We start from the raw sequence: 22,620 nt of genomic DNA on the forward strand, positions 1-22,620 counted from the left end.
ATCTACCACTAGCTAGGTGGATACAATCAAATATCCACCCAACCTTATTTATTTGATTTATAGACTATCTTAATTTCATATCTACATCCATGTACTATATTTACTTCATATTTTATATTTAATTTTTTATTCTTTAAAATTTTTAATAGCTATTAACATTAACTATTAAATACCATAAGTATCATTTTATTATATTTAAATTTCTATTAACTATTTGTCTCTAACAATATTACCTTTTACTTTATTATTTATAGATATAATCTTCTTGTTACTTACATCAATAACATTTCTTGTAGCTTTTCTCGCTTTACTATTACTATCAGTAAGACTTATAGTCTTTAACTCATCATAATTTTTAGCTTCCACAGGTACATACATTGTATCACTTACAAATCTTTGACCTATTGGAGTATCTCCTTGAAGTTCATTATATCTATATAATTCAGCCTTGACCTTATCACTTAAAGAATCAAAGCTTTCTTTTGGCATATAGTAAACCCATGTACCTTTACTTATTTCACCTAATTCACCTTTTTCTGGTATCTCTGCAAATAAGAGTGCTTCTCCAGATATAGTTTTATTGTTTTTATCTATAAGTAATGGTAAATTAAACGCTGGATTTCCACTGTATTCTCCTGTAATTACTATTGAACCAGCTGGAATCTTAGCTTCTTCATTTTCACTTGTATTAGGGTCATCACTTTGATATATATAATCTTCTGCTAGTTTTCCAATTCCATTAGTACGAGTTTGGTCTACACTATTTACTGTTCCAATCTCTATATTGTCACCTGGAGGCCCAACTATATCCAACTCTGCAACTTCTATATTAGACTTATTGTTTGATATTAGTTTTACATATCTAGCTTGGTATGTCCAAAGTTTACCATCTTTATTAAATGTAACTCTAGCTTCATTATCTTGGTCTTTTCCTCCACCAACTAAGTCTTGTCCATATTCAAAAGTTCCTTGGCTAACATCTTCCCAATTCTTTTTATCATTACTTACTTGTATCTTGTAATTAGTTAAAGGGTTATATGTTGTACTAGTATCTTTTCTAAGGTTGAATAATCCTTTTAATGAGAACTTTCTAGCTTCAGTTTTTGGCTTTGTATATTTTAACCCTACTATAGGCAATGTCTCTTTCATGTCTACTATTATATATGGATTTTCTTCTACATTTATATCTGGGTCTTTTTGTGGGTCTTTGTTCCACTCAGCTTTACTAATTCTCTTTCCTTTATATGTTGTACTTGCATCATTATCCTTTATATTATCAATTTCTGGATTTTGTAATGGTCCATGTGAGTCATCTTCAGTCCTAATATCACCATCAGAAACAGTGTTTGTTATAAATGACCATGCTGACTTGTTTATTTTTCCTTCATCTGATAATTTTACAGTACCAACTTCAAACTCATCTGTTGGATTTAGATGATAATCGTACGCAACTACTTTATATGTGAATGCTCTATTGTTAAGAGGAGATATATTATCAGTAAATTTAGCTTGACTATTTCCTTTTGCATCTACAAATCCTACTGTTCTGTATTTTACTTGAGTTCCACTCTCACCATCTAAATAGTTTCCATCACTTCTTATTATCTCATATCCTAATATCTTATCTTTGTCTTTATCAACATCTAGGTCTATAGATATTTTATTAGATTTAACTAGAGAACCACTTTGTACTCCATCAGCAAAGCCAGCACTTACTTTAGTATCTTCTGCCATACTTACTATATTTTCATTTAAAATCTTTCTTCTAGCTTCATCATTTATATATTGTATCTTTCTAGTCTCTTTTTCGTACTTTTTACTATCCATTATACTGTTTAGCTCTGGTGTAATTTCTACTCCCCATGCCTTAAAGTAATCTCTTAAATCTTTTTCAACAACACTTGATGCCATTGCCACTAACATTTGGTCTTTTGGTAAGTTGTTTATTGGGTCACCACTTGAAAGTGCTCTGTATTTTCTTGAAATTTTAGCATAGAATGTGTCATTGCTTAAATCAGCATCTGAGTTATTCTTTAACATTGAACCAGTAAAGTCATTGTCATAAGCTAAATGTAATTGCCACAACATTCCAAGTCTCTCAAATACATTGCTCGGTATACCTAAACTGTTTGAAGTTACATGTTCATATATCTTGTCCATTGTTGAACCTTCAAGTCTTGAATGTGTCTTATCGTCAAATGTTTGAGCAAGTAAAGCAAGTACATTATTACTAGTTTCGCTATATGTCATCTTACCAATATCTGTAACATGTCCTATCTCATGACCTATTCCCCATCCAAATAAACTTCCTCCTGTAGCTTTTCCACTAGCATCTATTTGGAAAGGTACTCCATTCATAAGCCCTGGAACTGAACCATACTCTACTCCTACATGTAAACCAGAAGCATACATAAATGCTCCAATAAACATTCTTTGATATTTTATATTCATACGAGATTTAGGAGCCATATCATTTTTGGTTATGTCAAATTCATTATCATCTACAGTTCCATTACCATCTAAGTCTTGTGTCTTAAATACTCCTCTTTCAGAATATATTAAGTCCATTATTTGTTCCCATGCAAGCATACTATTGTACAATCTATCTACTTGTGTATTTAAATCAGAATTTCCTTTTGATATTCCTTGATATACAGCTGTTGCAGGAACATTTAATGTAACTTTATCACTTTCAATATCTGTAGTGTTTAATACACCAGTGGTTTCTGAATATCCATATGAATTGCCAATATTAGTTCCTGGATAATATGGTTCTCCCTTTATATCATTCTTATATTTAGCTAATTCTTCTATATAGGTTCTTATCTTTTTCTTAGATTCAGAAACTCCTTCAGGACTCTTATCATTTATCATTCCATTTAAGTTAAGATGTGGTATCTTAGTAGCCCCTGCTACACGTACCTTTATATCTCCACCACTTGGAGTATCATAAGGGTATCTTATGTACAAGCTTCCTCCACACTCTACATCTAAACTATGAAGCTTACTTAACTGAATTACATTTTTACCAGTGTTAAGATTTATTTCTCCACTCTTATATGCACCAGACTCTCCATAGTATTGTGTGTATATTAGTTTAGGAGTTCTACCACTTTTACTTCCAACATATATCGTGATTTCATCTCCAGCTCTAGCAGCTACACCCAATGCTTGCCAGTCATTTCCCATACCTAGGTTATTAGACTTAACAGTATAGTTTCCACTCTTGTCTTTATATTTTCCTGAAACATTTATATCTTGATTTACAGTTGTTACATCAGCAAGTGTGGCTCTATCATTATATAGGTCTTGTGCTAATTTTAATTCTCTATCAATAATTGTCCTATATGGATGATATTCGCCACTCACTTTATCAGGAGTGCTAATTCTATCTTTTAATTCTGTTATTTTTTCTTGAGTTACATCTTCTTTTAATTCAACTTGTAAGTCATCTACAAATAGATTTCTTACATCTTTTTCTATACTGTCATACTCATAGAATTTAAGTTCTGATATATTAGCTTTATATGAATAAGAAGAACAAACATTTACTTGTATTTTAGTAGCATTTATTGGTTCCTTTAATCTTACCATTACATATCTATTATTATTTACAGGGTCTGTTTTTGTTTCAAAAGGTACATCCCCTAAATTATGTACTTGACCATTTTCATCCCAGTATTGTATTTCAAAGTCATTAATTGTCTTATCAGAAACATCAAAACGAGGTGTAGCCATAAAAGTATCCATAGTATAAGCTTTATCAAAAGTTATTATTGGACCTCTATTTTTTCCTTCAGCTGCATTATAGCTTGGGAATGTCCAATGTGTTGTAAAATCTCCATCAACTACATTAAATTTATTAAATGGATTTTTATCACTATATTCACTTTTGTCATATCCAGCTGGATAAGTAACATCTACTATATGATTTGTTGGTATTCCAAAGCCTGCATCTAACTTAGGAGTATTAATTAGTCTATAGTTAGGTGTTGTTGGAGCATCCACACTTTCAGTTGTTCCTATATATGTTTTAGACATTCTACTAGTTCCTAAATGATTGGTAGCTGTCATTCTAACTTCATATGTTGTATTATCCTTAAGCCCTTCTATTTTTAAACTTGTTCCACGAATAAGTTTGTCATTATATTTTGTCCAAGAACCATTAGAATTTTTTTCTCTATAATATAAATCAAAGTCTTTAGCTTGTTTATGATTTTTCCAACTTACATCAAGAGCCTTAAATCTACCTTTGACATTTATACCTTCTGGTGGTTCTGGTTTTGTATCTGGAACAACTTGAAATTCTATTATACTATCAGGACTAAATTGTATAGGCTTATAGTTTGAGTCTACATTTTCTGGAACTCCATCCAAGTTTTCTGCTGTTGCATCTTTATATCCACTACTCCAATCTCCATTTAAAGACTGTATGCTAACTCTATATAATCCATATGCTTGTATATCTCTAACATCTATAGTATTTTTACTAGTTTGTAATTTTTTAGTTGATAATACCTTTCCGCTACTGTCAATCGTATCTAATATAAGCTCATATGCTGATACATTTACTTCATTATTCCAATAAAAAGATACCTTTTCATTTCCAACAGCAGTACTAGTTGATATTTTATTGATTTTAGGTATATTCATATCTGGTTTTGGTATTTCTTTATATACATTATTTAAAAATTCAACTTTAGATATTTCTGCAAGATTTCTATCATTTGCTGTTGTAGCTGTTATTTTTATTGTTATCTTTTTTACTGCTACTTGTTTACCAAGATTTATTACTATATCGCTATCTTGAACTTCTGCATATGTTTCTACTGCTGACCTACCGTATGTAGATGTTGTAGAACTATCATATTTGCTGATATTGTCTTCTTGTTTTGATGTATCTTTGTCTGAATCAGACTTATCTGTTGATGAATTTTCTTTATCATTATTTTCTTTATCGTCATTTTCTTTATCAGTTGTATTTGAAGTTGAATCTTCTTTATCATTTTTTTCTTCTTGATTATTGTCTAAATTGTTATTATCAGACTGCTCTATATTTTCATCTTTATTATTTGTTTCTTCTTGTTCATTGTTTACTTCTTCTTGCTTCTGTTCCTCTTTCAAAGTTTCCACATATTCTTTATTTTCATAAGGAACCTGTTGAACATTACCATGTTTATCTGTAACTTCAACTATTCCTTTTGCTGGAGCATTCCCTTCAGGTGCTTTTATATTTATGACTTCCATATCAAGTGCTTCTGATAAAGCTATATCCATTACTGCTGGTTTTTCTTCTGATATCTTATCACCTGCATTTGCTGGAGATATTTTAACTCCACTATTCTCTCCACTGAATAAATCCTCTACAGTACCCTGAATATTTGTATCACTGTTTTTTTCTAATGTTACTTTACTTGTATCTACTATAGGATTGGTAGATACTATACTCTCTAGGCTTTTTGCATCTTCACTTTGACCTAAATTTTTCTGAATATAATCTAGGTCAGCAATATCTACCTTTCCATCTCTATTTAAATCATATTCACTTTTATTTGAATCTATATTTTTTAATACATCCTCATAATCACTCTTATCCACTTTTCCATCATTATTTACATCCCCCATCAAGAATAGTTCATAGTTTAAAGGTTGATTTTTATCATCTACACTTGCTCTATTGCTTAATAAAACTCTTTGTGAATAACTTGATATATCAATATTTTTAATTTCTTTACTCTTAAATCCACTTCCAGAGACTTCTACATTGTATTTTCCAACAGGTAAATTATTAAATACAATATTATAATATGATATATTTTCATCTTTATTTTTTATTTCACTTCTACTTGCAGATAGTTTTTTTATAGTATATTCTATGTTATCTGCTCCAATATTTAATGTTCCTGAATCTTTTTCTCCAAGCTTTATTATTCCGCTATTATTACTATCATCTTTTAGTTCCAATTGTGTATTAGTTATACTTTCTGATTCATTATTTTTTATTGGAAGTGAAAAATTTAAATCTACTTCAAGATTCCCCTTTAACTTCTCTGTAACTGATTTTTCAACTGCCCTTAACTTCCCCTCTAATATAGGTTCTGCAAAAACGTTTAGTGGTGCACTACACATTGATACTGCTAGCACACAAGATATTGCTTTTTTCATGAAACAACAATCCTCCCTCAATAAATTTCTAATCTCTCATGAATTTAAATACTATAGTTTCAGACAATAAAAAAAGACACTCAAAGAGAATCTTAATTATAAAATAAAAAGACTTTACTCTTTTTAGCAACTGGCTGATATGGCTTTAAAAGCTTTAACCCCTATAGTTTTGCGTCATTAGGTTTCCCTAATTTTGCCATTTAATTTTCACTACTTTCTTACCCATTTTATACTATATTTAAACTTTTTGATACAATTTTTTTCACTAAATTTTAAAAAAATAACATTTATACTATTGTATTAATATAAATGTTATTTTCCATTATAATTTTATTATTTATATATTATTTTCTCACAGCTATCATTTTGTGTGTAGTTACATTTTGTAAGATACCTAAATTATAACAAATATTTATTCTTTATATCTTCCATAAAACTCATGTGTTGCGTATATAGTCTTATCTCCCGTTATGGCTATTCCAAATCCCATTATTTCATATCCTTTATGTAGCATATTGGTACCTTCTTCAGGATTTGTCTTCCACTCATTAAAAATAAAATTTCCTATATCATCTGCATCTCTATTTGTGTAAACAGGTTTATCTGGAATTTTATATTTAATTATATTTTCACCCTGAACTGCAACATACCCAGGCTTAATCGCGCTCCAGTCTAAGTACTTTAAAAAAGTAGAATATGAATTTTTCCCATTTATTGTATGAGATAAAGTCTTCTTATTTGCCATTAAATTAGACCAGTCATTTGCTAGTCCCTCTAATCTACTTGCTACAGATAACTCTTTTACTCCATTCTCTTTTCTGTATTGTTTTGTAAGAGCATATACTTTTCCCTTTATTCTGTCCTTAAACGCTCTATCATTTGGATTATAGTATAATCCTTGTTGATTTGGAGAAGCTTGATTTATACACTGTTTGATTATATTCTGATTTATTCCTCCAAGTACTGTAAGTTTGTCTGCTCCACTTAAAATACTTTTATTGCTACCATTTTCCACTAAGACTACAGGAGCATTTTTTGCTATTGTAGAAGCGGCTAATGCATCTGTTAATTGTAGACCCTTGCTTAAGTAAAACTCTTTACTGTTTTTATAAAACTCTTGTATAACTCTCTTATTGGTGTCAAATCTATCTGTTCCACCTAACCTAACGGAATTTGTACTTTTGACCAATTCATCACTTATTATTTCACTAGTACCAAGTGCATAACTCTTTAATCCTGTAGTATCAAATCCTACACTATTTCCATCTGTAAGTATTATAGGAACTCCATCTCTTGCCGCTACTGATGATGCACTTATCGCATCTGCTTCTCCTGTAATTCCATTAGCTATAATTACTTTATCAATAGGCTTGATTTCTTTGATTTTCTCAGCTATTTTTACGCTCGTATCAAATCTATTCTCACCAAATATTCTTTGTACAGCCTTCTTTTTAGAAAGTAATTGATTTTCAATATTTTTACTTATTGTCGATTCTGAACCTATTATATATACAGTGTTTGCTTTGTTCAGTCTTTCCATAGTAGTACTTGGAATTTGATTTTGTTTTGTCATTAAAATAGGCGCATTTAAGGCTCCAGCTAAACCACTTGCACTAAGACCATCTGCCAAGCTATTATCTGAATTAATTAGTATTGCTGTATTATAGCTTTGTTTATCCGCTATTTTTGCCGCTGTTTCATACCTATCATTACCTTTTATTTGTTCAACTGATGTCAACGCATTTACTATAGGAGTATTTACCATTACTAAAGATAGTGTAAGTCCTATAGCTAATATCTTTCTACTATTCTTCATATTATTATTTACCCCCAATATATTTTTCATATTTTTTTATCAATACTTTTATCTATTCTCAATAAAAAGTTACAGTTTTGTTACCATATTTTATATATAATACCATAGTTATCCATATAACTCAAACACTATAATTAAAGTTTTTATTCTCCATAAATTCAAAACATTATAACTTATTTTATTTAATTAAGTAATAAATTCAAAATAATATATGTTAATAAGGTGTTTAATCATTATAAACAATATCATTTATAATAATTTTTTTATAATATTATAATCAAAAAATAAGAAAATAAGGTACCTCAAATCAATTCTAAATGAGATACCTTATTTTTATTATTTTTATTTCATTATTTGTATATATTTTATATTGTAGACATCATATCTTATCTAAGCATCTTGTATAATTTTATATTATAGACATTATATCTTATCTAAACACCTTGTATAATTTTATATTATCTAAACAAGCTTATAACATCAAATCTTATATATTATTGGTTCTTAGTAAATAAGTTTATTTTTTCAGCTATTTTTTCAATAGCATTTTTAGCTATTCCTTCACCTATTTGTACTAACTTAGTAGCATTTTTAAGTCTTAACTCAACTACTTCTTCTTGTGACTTAGAAAGTTCTTCTGTAGTTAATACTATTGGTGCTTTTGAACTAGCTGCAAGTGGTGCTGCTGTAAGTGCATCAACTAATTGTCCGTTTCCACCTACATAACCATCCTTTGCAACATATGCTTTAGTTGCTCCTGCATAGTACTTGTTGATTACTTTAGCATTAGTATCTTTTCTGTTTTCTCCTGCTAATCTTTCAACTTTGTTGTTTAAATCTATTTCAACTAATTTATCTTCAACTTCTTTTGATACAGAATTCTCTCCACCAACGATTTCTAATTCTTTTCCTTTTAATAATTTTTCAGCACTTGCATCTAATTCGTTACCTGTAACTATTATTGGAGCTCCAAATTGAGCAGCTCTAGCAGATATACTCATAGCATCTGCTTCTCCATTTCCACCTACTACAAATGCAGTTTTAAATGTATCTTTTAATTGTTTTGCTATTTCTAAAGAAGTTTCAAATCTATCATCTCCAGAAACTCTCTCAACTTTACTTACACCCAATTTAGAAAGTTTTTCTTCTGTTTCTTTTGATATTTTAGATTCTCCACCTACTATATATATTTTCTTAGAAGATAAGTTACTTCCAAGCACTCTTAATATCTCAGCTTCTATTTCTGATGGTAATGAATCTTTTTTAGATAATAGTATTGGTGCATTTTTTTGAGATGCAAGTGGTGCTGATGCTAATCCATCAACTATAGCATCTTCTCCAACTAAAATTATTGAATCTGCTTCTCCATCTTTAAATCTTTCCTTACTAACTTCTACTGCTGTTGTAAATCTTGAATCTCCAGATAAAACTTCTACTTTTAATTCTTTTCCATCTTTTACATCAGTTAGCACTTTGTGTAAATCTCTAACTAATTTATGGTTTTTACTTGATACACTTATTGTTTCTGGCTTTTCATTTGTCTTACTTAAAATCATGTCAAAGCTTGATTTTTCTGGCTTATCTTTATCATCACTATCTTCTTGTTCTTGAGTAAGTATTGCTTCATTATCAAATGTTAAAGTATATCCATTTTTAACTTTATTAACTATTTCTCTACCTAATGTAGTTAATCTAACTCCATCAAATAAATCTTCTGCTGATATGTCTTGTAAATCTGCATTTTTAACTGTTATTGTATGTAATTCTTTTGATTCTATATCGCTATAACTCTTTTCATAGCCTTCAAAAGTACCTTCTTCTGATGTTACTGCCTTTGCAAAGTCTAAATGTTGGTCTCCTACATTTACTGTGATTGTATTTTTTGAATCTTTTGCTCTTTTTACTTCAACTGTGCTAGTAGATTTTATAGTTGCTGTTAGCTTGCTATCAGAATCTTCTGCTAAAGTTGCATTAAAAGCATTAACTGCATCTACTATTTCTTGAGCTGTTTTGTAGTTTTCAATTTTATAGTCAACTACTTTTCCACCTATAGTTTGATGACCTTTATCTTGTATAGTAACTTTTAAACTTTGTCCTTCTACTAATGAGTTTATCTTGTTTTGTAATTGAGTTGCATTAGTTAAGTTTACATTATCTACTTTTATATCGTAAACTCTATCATTTACATTTGCTCCTGCTTTTGTCTCTTCAAACTTAATTTCTAATGCTTTTCTAACCTCTTCGATTAGTTTAGTAGAATCTTTTGCACTTACTGTGTAATTTTTATCAACATTTTCTGACACAGTGTTGTCTGCGAATATTGGTGCTGCTACACTCATAACTGTAGCTCCTGCCATTACTATTGCCATACTTCTCTTTTTGTTACTTAACATATTTATGTCCTCCGAATATTTTTTTAATTTTTTATATTCGTATTTCCCACATATAAATAATATTATATATAATATTATTTATCAATACATTTTATAAGTTTACATAATTTACTAATACATATATTAGAAATATAAGAATAAAAAGTTAGATTTTGAATACATAAAAAATTAAATACTAACAAGTCAAACCTTATTTTATATAAATATATTAAGCATTTTATATGGAGACAAAAAAATAAAAAAGGATACCCCATCATGATAAAAGAACCATTTTGAGATACCCTCTTACAAACAACTAAATCAATACTTTTCTATCTTTCACACTCTTGATTTGCAACTGTACAAGAAGTCTTACAAGCTGATTGACAAGAAGTTTGACACTCTCCACATCCACCTTTTGCAGCACTTTGCTTTAAAGTAGCTTGAGATAAAGTTTTTACATGTTTATTTTCCATTTTCAACGCCTCCATTTCTAATTGTTTCCTATTGATTATATCACAAAACCAGCTTAATATAAACTCTATTTAAAGTTGACACCCAATACGCCTCCAATACCTCCTGCTGCTGATATAAGCAATAACTTATAAATCATTCCTACTTCAAATACGAAGCTCTCTTGTGCTAAAAACACAGTCAAAAAAATACACACTATGTACAAAAGTCCAACTAAAAGCCCATACATAAGTCCCTTTTCTTGCATGTGTTTTGAAGTGTAAAAACCACCTATAGCTGCAGAAATAGTAGTTATAAATGATGCAACCATAGTTATATTATCTCCACCAATATCTGTAAATGTCAAAAATAAGTTATACACTAATAAAACAGCCAAAGTTATTATATATGCATATCCCAAACCTTTAAAAATATAATTAGATTTTCCCATAAAAAAAACCTCCTCTCAAATTAATATATATTCGAGAAAAGGCTTTTAAATTACTATTTTACTGTTCTTCTATTTCTTCTTTTCTAGATTGAACTGTACCTATAGCCCATTTTTCAAATGGAACTTTAGTTCTATTTGGTCCTAATTCTAATATTACAACATCATCTTCAACTTTAGCTACATTAGCTACTATTCCACCTATTGTAATGACTTTGTCTCCTACACCTAGGCTACTTCTCATTTCTTTTAATTGTTTGTCTTTTTTCTTTTGAGGTCTAATCATTAGGAAATAAAAGATTGCTATTACTACTATCCATAGACCTACACTCATCATTATTTGTTGCTGTGGCATTAATTTTTCACTCCTTTGTAAATTATACTCTTTTGTAAATCATAATAAATGTTTATATAACAATTTACTTTCTTTAGCTTTGAGTACTATTGAATATTATATATTAAAATGATTATAATTAATAGTGCAAAACCTATATTTCATACCCATATTTTGCAAAAAATTCATTTCTAAAATCAAGTAATCTATCTTCCATTATCGCTTGTCTTATTTGTTTCATTAAATTTAGTAAAAAGTGAAGATTATGAGTAGTTATCAATCTTGCACCCAATATTTCATTTGCTTTTACAAGATGTCTTATATAAGCTCTTGAATAATTTTTGCAAGCGTAACAGTCACATTCAGGGTCAAGTGGAGTAAAGTCTTCAGCATAAGTTGCATTTCTAACCACTACTTTACCTTGACTAGTCATTGCAGTTCCATTTCTAGCTATACGAGTAGGTAAAACGCAGTCAAACATATCTACTCCTCTTATAACACCTTCTACCAAATCATCTGGACTACCAACTCCCATTAAGTATCTTGGTTTGTCCTTTGGCATAAATGGAGTTGTGTGTTCTAGTACATTGTACATAAGTGGTTTTGGTTCTCCAACACTAAGTCCACCAATTGCATATCCAGGTAAATCAATACTTGTTATTTCTTTTGCTGATTGCTCTCTTAAATCTTTATACATTCCACCTTGTATTATACCAAATAAAGCTTGCTTGTCTGTATTATTATGGGCATCTTTACATCTTTTTAACCATCTTGTTGTTCTTTCTAATGAATTCTTTACATACTCTCTATCTGCTGGGTATGGTGTACATTCATCAAATGCCATCATTATGTCTGAGCCTAACGCATTTTGTATTTCCATAGCTTTTTCTGGAGTTAAAAAATGTTTTGAACCATCTAGATGTGACCTAAATTCTACGCCTTCTTCTTTTATCTTTCTTAAAGGCCCTAAGCTAAATACTTGAAATCCTCCACTATCTGTAAGTATTGGCTTATCCCAGTTCATAAACTTATGAAGTCCACCAGCTTTTTTTATAAGTTCATGTCCTGGTCTCATATATAGATGATAAGTGTTGCTAAGTATTATTTGTGAACCAATCTCTTTTAATTCTTCTGGTGTCATAGATTTTACTGTTGCTTGAGTCCCAACAGGCATAAATATTGGTGTTTCTATAATTCCATGTGGTGTGTGTAATCTTCCAAGCCTTGCACCACTTTGTTTACAAGTTTTTATCAGTTCGTATCTTACTGCGTACATAAATTTCTCCTTAATAATTTTTATTTCTAGTTATTCCATAATATATATTTTTACTAATCTAAATATCTAATATATTTTCTAAATAGATTTATCTTTATCTTCTTTGCTTTGTTGTTCTTTGATTGCTTCTTCATCATGGATACTCGTTATATTAAGAGCACTCTTGTCTTTTGTTACTAAAAACTTTTTTATAGCAAATAGTCCTGCAATAGCTATAACTCCAATTAAAACATCTATCATCCCTTCATTTTTAGGAAGTAATAACATTTTTCTGGCTATAGCATATAGTAGTGCCTCAATAAATGCTCCTGGTATGTGAAGTGATAGCATTACTACAAGCTCAACACCTATTACTAAAAGTAATATTTGTGCTAAGAAATCATTAAGCTGACTGTATTGTACTGGATTTTGAAAATCAACTATATATGCTCCCCACATAAGTCTTAATACATCTATTGTACCTAAAAATACTGCTATCAGAACTACTACTGCTAATACACGTTCAAATATAAAAGCAATCTTTAATATAGGGTTATTCTTTTTTTGTTTTTGTAAACTATGCATCTATTACCTCCCTACTTTATAATCATAGCATCTCCAAAACTGAAGAATCTATATCTTTCTTTTACTGCTTCATTATATGCATTTAATACATTATCTTTTCCACAAATAGCACTTACTAACATGATTAAGGTAGACTCTGGTAGATGGAAATTAGTTATAAGTCTATCCAAAACCTTAAATTTATAACTTGGATATATAAATATGTCTGTCCAACCACTAGTTTCTTTCATCTTGCCATTTTCATCACAAGCTGATTCTATAGTCCTACAACTAGTAGTTCCAACACATACTACATTGTTCCCACTTTCTTTTGCTCTGTTTATTTTGTCAGCTGCCTCTTGACTGACCATATAATATTCTGAATGCATCTTATGATTTAAAACATCATCTACTTTTACTGGTCTAAAAGTACCTAAACCAACGTGTAAAGTTATAAATGCTATATCTACACCTTTTTCTTTTATTTCATTTAATAATTCTTCTGTAAAGTGTAGACCTGCTGTAGGTGCCGCTGCTGAGCCATTATGTTTTGAATAAACAGTTTGGTATCTTTCTTTTTCCTCTAATCTAGCAGTTATATATGGAGGAAGTGGCATATTTCCAAGCTCATCTAAAATCTCCTCGAAAATTCCATCATAATGAAACTTTATAATTCTTGAACCTTCATCTGATAAATCTACAACTTCTCCAATCAATTTTCCATTTCCAAAGGAAAACTTAGTTCCTACTTTTGCTCTTTTACCTGGTTTTACTAAAGCTTGCCAAGTATCTTCTTCTGTTCTTTTTAATAATAAAAATTCAATTTTTCCACCAGTCTCAAGTTTTTCCCCTATTAATCTAGCAGGTATAACTCTAGTGTTATTTAAAACTAAACAGTCTCCTGGATTTAAATATTCTATTATGTCTCTAAATACTTTATGCTCAATTTCTCCTGTTTCTTTATCTAATACCATCAATCTTGAACTAGCTCTGTCTTCTATAGGAACTTGAGCTATAAGTTCCTGTGGTAAATCAAATTTAAAATCACTTGTTTTCAATGTCAAACTTCCTCTCTTAAAATTTCTCTAGCTACAATAATATCAAAAAAACAACTTATTTTCTACAATATTACCAGAATATATCAATAAATCCCTCTTTTTAACATACAGTATATCCACAATATATAGATATTTTTCCACGATATGCACGTCTTATCCACAATATATAGATAAAGTACACACATTTTTCCTTGTATTTATCCACAGTATCTACAGATATAATTACCATTTTGTGGATATGTTTGAATTTTTACCCATTTTAGAAATATTTTAATTTAATGATTATTTGTTTAATTAATACCTCTTTTTGTATTTTTATCTATCACTAGGATAAGGTATTTTTAAATGTTCATAGGCTAGGGGCATGGCTACTCTACCTCTAGGTCCTCTATTTATAAACCCTAGTTGAAGCAAATATGGCTCATACACATCTTCTATTGTATTTCTATCTTCACCAATTGAAGCTGCTAATGTATCAAGACCTACCGGGCCACCCCTAAATTTTTCTATTATAGTCATAAGAAGCTTTTCATCCACAAAATCAAGACCTAAATTATCAACTCCCAAAAGTTCAAGAGCATCCTTTGCAACTTCATCAGTTATCCTTCCATCAGCTCTAACCTGTGCAAAATCTCTAACTCTTTTTAGTAATCTATTTGCTATTCTTGGAGTCCCTCTTGAACGTTTTGCAAGCTCTAAAGCTCCTTGAGATTGTATTTCTGCATCTAAAATATTTGATGACCTAAGCACTATTTTTGAAAGTTCATCAACTGTATAATAATCTAATTTACAAATAACACCAAATCTATCTCTAAGTGGATTTGTAAGCATACCAGCTCTTGTAGTAGCTCCAATAAGTGTAAACTTAGGAAGGTCAAGCCTTATACTTCTTGCAGATGGTCCTTTTCCAATTATTATATCTAAACAAAAATCTTCCATTGCTGGATACAAGACTTCTTCAACACTCCTATTGATTCTATGTATCTCATCTATAAATAAAACATCATTTTCATTCAAATTTGTAAGTATAGCTGCTAAGTCCCCTGCTCTTTCTATTGCGGGTCCTGATGTAATCCTCAAATTTACTCCCATCTCATTAGCTATTATACTCGCTAGCGTAGTTTTTCCAAGCCCTGGTGGTCCATATAAAAGTACATGGTCTAACTGCTCATTTCTTGATTTTGCTGCCTCTATAAATATACTAAGTTGCTCTTTGGATTTTTCTTGACCTAAATAATCTTCTAGTGTCTTTGGTCTTAAACTATTTTCTATATCTATATCTTCCATCTTCATGGTAGATGTTATTATCCTATTTTCATCTTCAAAATCTTGCATCTATACCCCTCCTTCCATAATTTTGGAAATCTACTTTATTTTAAATATTATTTTACATTTACAAATTAAATGCTACTTCATAGATTTACTCATTATATATGTAAGTGCTTTTTTTATAATGTCTTCTGTATTCATACCATCTTTTTTACATTTTTGAACTGCCTCTTTTGATTCTGCTAAGGTATATCCCAAAGCTACAAGTGCATCTATAGATTCATCTTGAGATATTAAAGTAGGTTTTTGTGATAATAATGTTGGTTCAAATTCTATATTATTTTTATCCACTTTATCCTTAAGTTCTAAAACAATTCTCTCTGCTGTCTTTTTACCAACGCCTGGAGCCTTAGATAGTTTCCCAACATCTTCGCTCAAAATATAAGCTCCTAGTTGTGATGGTGATGCAAATGATAGTATTGAAAGCCCCACCTTAGGTCCTATTTTTGACACAGATGTAAGCAATTCAAACATCTTTAATTCTTCCCTACTTGCAAAACCACAAAGACTCATATCATCTTCTCTTACTATTAGTTTAGTATATATTTTTGCAGTATTTCCTATTTGCAAATTCATTATTGTATTGGATGACACATTTATCTTATATCCTATATCATTGTTTTCAACAACTATACTGTCTATATATATCTCTTCTACTGTACCTTTTATATAACTATACATACTTCCCACCTATATTCTTTAGAGTTTTTTCAAGTTTATTTGAATGAGCATGGCAAATAGCCACAGCTAGAGCATCTGCAACATCATCTGGTTTTGGAACTTTTTTTAAACTTAAAAATGAGGTTACCATCTGTTGAACTTGTGCTTTATCTGCTCTACCATATCCAACTACACCTTGTTTTACTTGAAGTGGAGTGTATTCATATACTGGTTTACCATTATGTGCACAAGCAAGCATAGTAACTCCTCTAGCCTGTGCTACTGTTATAGCAGTTTTTACATTCTTGTTAAAGAATAGTTCTTCCATTCCAACTTCATCTATATTGTAATTCTTTACTATTGTATCAATTCCTTTATATACGAGTTCTAACCTCTTAGAGATATCCATATGCGCAGGTGTTGTTACTGCTCCATAATCTATTACTTTAAATTTACTATTTTTATATTCAATTATACCATATCCAACTATGGCTATACCTGGGTCAATCCCCAATATCATCATTTTAAAAAATTCCTCCTAAAAATAAAAGAAATACCAAAATGTATTTCTCATAAAAACTTATGTTCTAAATCATTATACCATAAATAATATTAACAAATCATAAAATGGTTTATGTTAAATATAAAATCAAATAAAAAAGTTATATCAAAGCAAACTTCTCACTTCAATATAACTTTTATATTTAGTACAAATAAATTATTGTATTTTAATAGGCATTAAATATAGTTTGAATCTTAATATTAACTTGCAAAATCTTCTAATCTTGAATAAGCATCTTCCTCTGTATCCATAACTACACCTTTTTTAAGTTCATCTTGAACAGTCTTAGGAAGTGAATCTACTCTTATTTTTGTTTTTTCTACTAATGTTTTATTTCCACTATCATCGTATTTATACAATGCTATATTTCCATTATCATTTTCAATTGTATATTTACCTTTTATAGTAGTGTTCATTGCTTGTACATCTTTATTATCACTGTTTTTAGATTCTACCAATATGATTTCATTTTTATCCATACTCTTTATTTTTTTAGTTGGATATTCTTGTTTAAAATATGATACTATTTCTGATTTTGTCTTATCTAATAATGACTCTGGAACTACTCCAGCCATTGTAAGTACTCTCTTATAGTTAGTTTCGTTTTCGCCTTCGCCTTGAAGCCAAACTTCGCAGTTTTTATTTAATCCAAAAGCTTCTTTTGATTCTTCACTCATATTCGCACTAGTACTTACAACTTTACCAGTTTGAACTCCATTGTTTTTTAATTTTGTTCCTATATAAACTCCGCTACTTAATACAAAAACTCCTACTAGTACTAATGCAGATATTTTCCAAGGAAATAATTCTTTTTTCTTCTTTTCAAACATTGATTACGCCTCCTTTTTCTATTATTTTCTCCAAGCTGTAAGTTTTTATACAATTTAGGTAAATTTTAGAAGAAAATATATCTGTATTTCAAATTAGTCTAAAAATAGATATTTTCTAAAAGGAAGTTTTCTCTTAAATGTTATATTCTTGCAATTATATGGACATAATTTATAATAAATAATAGTTTAGGAGGTAATAACTTTGGAAAGAATCAATTGTAATGTAACTAACTGCTCACATAATAACAGCCATATATGTTATGCAGATAAAATTTTTATAAATGGTGAACAAGCTCATAATGATAGACATACTTGCTGTAGTTCGTTTTTAGATGAGTCTATTTATAGTAATCTATCTAACAATGTTAACAATAGAAACTGTGAAGAATTAGTTTGTAGTGTCAAGACTTGTAAGTACAATAAAGATGGTAGCTTATGTAATCTTGATAATATATTAGTCGCTCCTGAAACTGATAGAGTAAATCTTTACACTGAAACATGTTGTTCTAGTTTTAAATGTAAATAAGTAAAATATAAATAATATAAAGGTGTCAAAGTTAATCAAAGCAATATACTGTAGAGTATCTACAGGTATTAGTTCGATTATACTTGACACCCTTATTTATTTTAAATAAAATCTCATTGCTATGGTTTTGCATATAATATTATAATTGTAATTAAATTTGATAAATTTCTATAAATTGGTATAATCAATATGTAAATTAAGTTTAAGGTAATATAGTTAATTATGAAAGAAAATATCAGATATATAGTATTATATAATGTTATATTAACTAGAAATGAGGTGCTTATGAGTACATTTTATATTCAATTTCTTTATTTTGTAATTTATAGCTTTATAGGATGGTGTTGTGAGACTACATATTGTTCTGTTTTGCAAAAACAATTTGTAAATAGAGGTTTTTTAAATGGACCCTTTTGTCCTATATATGGATTTGGGGCACTAGCAATAGTAGCTACACTGACTCCTTTTGTTCATAATATTCCCTTATTATTTGTATTTAGTATAATTATAACCAGCATAATGGAGTATTTTACAAGTTTTGTATTAGAAAAACTATTTAATATGAAGTGGTGGGATTATTCCAATCACAAGTTCAACATTCACGGAAGAGTTTGCTTAGAAAATTCACTTATGTTTGGTGTATTATCATTAATTGTAATGCTGATAATACATCCTATTGTAGTTGATTTCATAGATTATATTCCTAAGAATATACTATTTATTCTTGGTATATCTATAGAAATTTATTTTGTTTTAGATTTAATAATTACAGTACACACAATTTTACAATTAAATGGCAAATTAAAACAAATCCATCTTATAATTAAGGAATTAAAAGATAAAAAAGAATACTACAAAGTTATCACACAAGAAACTATTGAAAGTAAGCTTGAATCTTTAGTTGAAAATAGACTTGAGACTTTAGAAGATAGATTTGAGATATTAAAAGAAAGAGAAAATTATCGTTATGCTAAAAACAGAATTGAAGAACTTAAAAACAAACTTAATACTCTACTATCTAGCCACAAATTGCTTCATAGACGTATTATTAAAGCGTTCCCTAATATAAGCTCTAATAAGCATAAAGATATTTTAAATAAAATCAAAGAAGATATTAAATCAATCAAAAAAAATAAATAATCTAAATTATATGCCATATTGTAATATAAATATTTATAAATACAAATAAGAGGCTGTCTCAAAATAGAGATAAGCCTCTTTTTCATTGTTGAAATGATGAAATAAAAGATTTTCTTCTAACCCATTAATACTTCAACAGCTTCTCTAAGTGTGCTAACTTCTCCAACATTGCCAGGGAAAATTATATATGGCATATTAGGAAATTTACTTTCTTCTCCTGTCATCCATACTGGTATACCAGGTTTTATTTGACCCATTACAGTAGCTTTTTTTACTTTTAGTGCCTTAGTTCCAACATCACTAGATGTAATTCCACCTTTTGCTATAATAAAATTTGGTCTTACATTAAGCATACCAACTATACTAGTCACAGCATCTGAAATTTCTACAGAAACAATAAGTTGTTTATCTTTATCATTCGTATCTAAATCAAAACGCTCACGTCTAGTATACACAGCAACAGTTTTTCCATTAGTTATTTTCTCTTCTACAACTTGTATAACTCTTTTTACTTCATTTTTCAATCCATCTTCCTGCAAAACTAAATGTTGATTAAACTCTATAAATTCTATAGGATGCTTACAATTTTTAAGTTCTTCTAGTTGCTGAGTAGTTTTATTTACATGTGAACCAACAAGTATAATACCTCCATTAGTATTATCTTTTGATACTAATTCCTCTTTAGTAAGTAATTCCTTATCACTTACCCCACCAAGTACCTTTGTTATAGCAGCAGCACTTCTAAATATAAATTCTTTACCACTATTTACTGCACGTATAAACGCAATTGTAAATACCTTTACATCTACATAATCTATTGCATTTACAATGATTTTATTGAAGTTCTTAGCCATTTTAAGCTTTTCTGTTATACTATCAATATTTAGACTTCTAAGTTCCTCTAATGAAACGTATATCATATCACTAGATTTATATTCTCCATTTGTTTTTTCTTCACACCATTCTCCTATATCAGAAGATTTATAACCAAAGGATTTATCTTTTGCAAATTCAGTCATTCCCGCTGGTACAAGCATCTCTCCTTCTTTTACATAATGTACATTGTCTATGGTAAATCTTCCACCTTCTTTGAAAAATGGCATTATTATTTCACCATCAAATAGTTTCCCTGATAATTTTTCCACCTCATTTTTCAACAGATTAGTTTCAAGAGGATAATGTCCCCTCATTGTTGAATCACTTCGGCTTATAATAATAAAATCTTGATTAACTTTTTGAGAAATATCCACAATATTTTTTGAAATTTCCTTATGCACTTCTGTTGTTTGAGCAACTGTAAATCCCCTTGAGTTAGTAAGTATAAAAAACATACTATTTTCTTCATCAAAGCCTTGTTCTATGCTACTCTCATCCCAATCAGTATATACAGAAACATCATGAACTGTTTGTACTCCAGTTGGGTCATCATCTAATACAATAATCTTTCTATTTAAATTTTTAAGTTCATTTACAAGTAATTTATTTAATTTATCTTCATCTACGGTCTTAAAAGTATCAAGTATATCTATGTTAATTGAATTGACTTCTCTCACTAAAAATCCCCCTTTATGTAATTTATTATAGTATGCTTATGTTTAGTATTTATATTTTTTATAAACCTGGAAGTGGTACAATACCGTTTATAACACTAAGTAATAAAACCATTATAAATGCTGTAACACCAGCAATGGTACCTCCTATTGTCCATGAATTTAAAGTATCCTTAACTGACAAGCCACTAAATCTTGAAAGTACCCAGAATCCCGAATCGTTTGGAAGAGAGAAACCAACACCACCAGCACATATAGCAAGCCCTACTAAAACTGGTGACATACCAGTTGCTAAAATAGTAGGCCCTAAAATTGATGATGTAGTCACTAGTGCTACAGTAGCAGAACCTTGAGAAATTCTAAGCAATGCACTTAATAAGAATCCAAGTACCACAACTGATATACTAAGTCCAGACATAGTGTCAACTAAGAAGTTTCCTATTCCACTAGCATTTATAACACTACCAAATGCTCCTCCTGAGCCTGTTATTAATAATATCAATCCTGCTGAATCAGCAGCTTCAATAACAACATCTCCCATAGGCTTACTTATGTACCTCTTCAAAAATACTATTGCTACCAATATTCCAAGCAATATTGCTATATTCTTATCTCCTATAAATGCAAGTATTCCACTCATTTTAGAACCTTTTTCTAAAAACATACTAAATACGTTTGATACAAGTATAAGAAGTATTGGAAATAATAAAGAAAACATAGAAACTCCAAAACCTGGCACTTTATCAGAGTTATCATTTTCAAGTTCAATACTCTCTTTTCCTTGTTCTAAATTTTTTTCTTTATTATTTTCGTCAATTGCATAAGCCGGATACTTTTCAAAACGTTTTCCATAAATCCATCCTCCTAAAAGAGCTGCTGGAAATGCAACAATTATGGAATAAAGTATAAAACTGCCTACATTTGCATTTACATTTGCTGCAACAGCTAAAGGCCCTGGTGTTGGTATTACAAGTGCATGACCTACTATTGTACCAACTCCTAATGCACACACAAAAACCATAAGAGATTTCTTGGTTACTCTTGAAACATATTTAATTATAGGCATCATTATAACAAATGCTGCATCCATAAACACTGGAATTGAAATTAAAAATCCTGCTGTAGTTATAGCTAATGCACTATTTTTTTCTCCAGTTCTAGCCAGCAATCCCTTTGCAATAGATTCTGTTGCTCTTGATTCTGAAAGTATATTTCCAAATATTATTCCAAGCCCAATTACAATACCAATACTACCTAATGTACTTCCAAATCCAGCTGATATTGTAGTTGAAATTTCATTTATAGGCATCTTAACCATAAAGCCTGTAATTATAGATGTTATAAGCAATGCCAAAAATGGATTTACTTTAAACTTAATAATCGACACAAGCAAAATTCCTATAGATATAATAAATGCTATCAAAAGTCCATATCCTGTAATCATAATCTTTTCCCCTTTATAATTTACTTTATTATCTCTTAACCTTATTTTTTCTTTTATTATGATACTGTAACTCTATTGTCTTTGTATAATATAATCTAAATCTAATTTTAATAA

The 22,620-nt window shown here is 29.6% G+C and carries 17 protein-coding genes and 1 riboswitch; of the genes, 2 read left to right on the top strand and 15 right to left on the bottom strand.

Annotated features, from left to right (window positions below; translation table 11 throughout):
* Positions 1 to 210 precede the first annotated feature (210 nt).
* The 13 genes from KGF48_RS02355 to KGF48_RS02415 form a co-directional block, all read right to left on the bottom strand.
* A complete protein-coding gene (locus KGF48_RS02355; RefSeq protein WP_227867714.1) occupies positions 211 to 6,165 on the bottom strand; it encodes a M60 family metallopeptidase in 5,955 nt (1,984 codons plus the stop codon).
* A gap of 122 nt (positions 6,166 to 6,287) precedes the next feature.
* Positions 6,288 to 6,373, bottom strand: a riboswitch (cyclic di-GMP riboswitch).
* Positions 6,374 to 6,577: 204 nt separating this feature from the next.
* A complete protein-coding gene (locus KGF48_RS02360) occupies positions 6,578 to 7,981 on the bottom strand; it encodes a cell wall-binding protein Cwp9 (RefSeq protein ID WP_227867715.1) in 1,404 nt (467 codons plus the stop codon).
* Positions 7,982 to 8,475: 494 nt separating this feature from the next.
* Positions 8,476 to 10,374, bottom strand: coding sequence for a cell wall-binding protein Cwp8 (locus tag KGF48_RS02365; RefSeq protein WP_227867716.1), 1,899 nt, complete (start codon positions 10,372 to 10,374; stop codon positions 8,476 to 8,478).
* A gap of 311 nt (positions 10,375 to 10,685) precedes the next feature.
* Complete coding sequence (gene scfA / locus KGF48_RS02370; protein WP_009891067.1) at positions 10,686 to 10,829, bottom strand: six-cysteine ranthipeptide SCIFF; 144 nt, start codon at positions 10,827 to 10,829, stop codon at positions 10,686 to 10,688.
* Between the two features lie 65 nt (positions 10,830 to 10,894).
* Complete coding sequence (locus tag KGF48_RS02375; protein WP_227827576.1) at positions 10,895 to 11,257, bottom strand: TIGR04086 family membrane protein; 363 nt, start codon at positions 11,255 to 11,257, stop codon at positions 10,895 to 10,897.
* Positions 11,258 to 11,315: 58 nt separating this feature from the next.
* Positions 11,316 to 11,609, bottom strand: coding sequence for a preprotein translocase subunit YajC (yajC, locus tag KGF48_RS02380; RefSeq protein WP_227827577.1), 294 nt, complete (start codon positions 11,607 to 11,609; stop codon positions 11,316 to 11,318).
* 133 nt (positions 11,610 to 11,742) lie between these two features.
* Positions 11,743 to 12,864 (bottom strand): tRNA guanosine(34) transglycosylase Tgt, encoded by a 1,122-nt coding sequence (tgt, locus tag KGF48_RS02385; RefSeq protein ID WP_227867717.1) that lies wholly within the window; start codon positions 12,862 to 12,864, stop codon positions 11,743 to 11,745.
* A gap of 78 nt (positions 12,865 to 12,942) precedes the next feature.
* A complete protein-coding gene (locus KGF48_RS02390; protein ID WP_227482100.1) occupies positions 12,943 to 13,428 on the bottom strand; it encodes a phosphate-starvation-inducible PsiE family protein in 486 nt (161 codons plus the stop codon).
* 11 nt (positions 13,429 to 13,439) lie between these two features.
* Complete coding sequence (gene queA, locus KGF48_RS02395; protein ID WP_227840829.1) at positions 13,440 to 14,465, bottom strand: tRNA preQ1(34) S-adenosylmethionine ribosyltransferase-isomerase QueA; 1,026 nt, start codon at positions 14,463 to 14,465, stop codon at positions 13,440 to 13,442.
* 315 nt (positions 14,466 to 14,780) lie between these two features.
* Positions 14,781 to 15,800 carry a Holliday junction branch migration DNA helicase RuvB gene (gene ruvB / locus KGF48_RS02400; protein WP_227827580.1) on the bottom strand — a complete coding sequence of 340 codons (1,020 nt, stop codon included), beginning with the start codon at positions 15,798 to 15,800 and terminating at the stop codon, positions 14,781 to 14,783.
* A 72-nt stretch (positions 15,801 to 15,872) separates the two neighbouring features.
* Positions 15,873 to 16,475 carry a Holliday junction branch migration protein RuvA gene (gene ruvA, locus KGF48_RS02405; RefSeq protein ID WP_227840827.1) on the bottom strand — a complete coding sequence of 201 codons (603 nt, stop codon included), beginning with the start codon at positions 16,473 to 16,475 and terminating at the stop codon, positions 15,873 to 15,875.
* Positions 16,468 to 16,977, bottom strand: coding sequence for a crossover junction endodeoxyribonuclease RuvC (gene ruvC, locus KGF48_RS02410; protein WP_227840826.1), 510 nt, complete (start codon positions 16,975 to 16,977; stop codon positions 16,468 to 16,470). The genes ruvA and ruvC overlap by 8 nt, the downstream gene beginning before the upstream one ends.
* A gap of 239 nt (positions 16,978 to 17,216) precedes the next feature.
* Positions 17,217 to 17,846 carry a hypothetical protein gene (locus tag KGF48_RS02415; protein ID WP_227840825.1) on the bottom strand — a complete coding sequence of 210 codons (630 nt, stop codon included), beginning with the start codon at positions 17,844 to 17,846 and terminating at the stop codon, positions 17,217 to 17,219.
* Between the two features lie 202 nt (positions 17,847 to 18,048).
* Here KGF48_RS02415 and KGF48_RS02420 point away from each other — a divergent pair, with 202 nt between their 5' ends.
* Both KGF48_RS02420 and KGF48_RS02425 read left to right on the top strand, forming a co-directional pair.
* Positions 18,049 to 18,372, top strand: coding sequence for a DUF1540 domain-containing protein (locus tag KGF48_RS02420; protein ID WP_227827584.1), 324 nt, complete (start codon positions 18,049 to 18,051; stop codon positions 18,370 to 18,372).
* Positions 18,373 to 18,657: 285 nt separating this feature from the next.
* Positions 18,658 to 19,512: a putative ABC transporter permease gene (locus KGF48_RS02425; protein WP_227840824.1), complete on the top strand. Its 855-nt coding sequence runs from the start codon at positions 18,658 to 18,660 to the stop codon at positions 19,510 to 19,512.
* Between the two features lie 116 nt (positions 19,513 to 19,628).
* Here the strand turns inward: KGF48_RS02425 and KGF48_RS02430 are convergent, their stop codons facing one another.
* Positions 19,629 to 21,065: a four-carbon acid sugar kinase family protein gene (locus KGF48_RS02430; protein WP_227840823.1), complete on the bottom strand. Its 1,437-nt coding sequence runs from the start codon at positions 21,063 to 21,065 to the stop codon at positions 19,629 to 19,631.
* 58 nt (positions 21,066 to 21,123) lie between these two features.
* On the bottom strand, positions 21,124 to 22,506 hold the full coding sequence (locus KGF48_RS02435) for a gluconate:H+ symporter (RefSeq protein WP_227840822.1): 1,383 nt from the start codon (positions 22,504 to 22,506) through the stop codon (positions 21,124 to 21,126).
* Between the last annotated feature and the right edge of the window lie 114 nt (positions 22,507 to 22,620).

Source organism: Clostridioides sp. ZZV15-6388, from assembly GCF_020657755.1.
Taxonomy (GTDB): Bacteria; Bacillota; Clostridia; order Peptostreptococcales; family Peptostreptococcaceae; genus Clostridioides.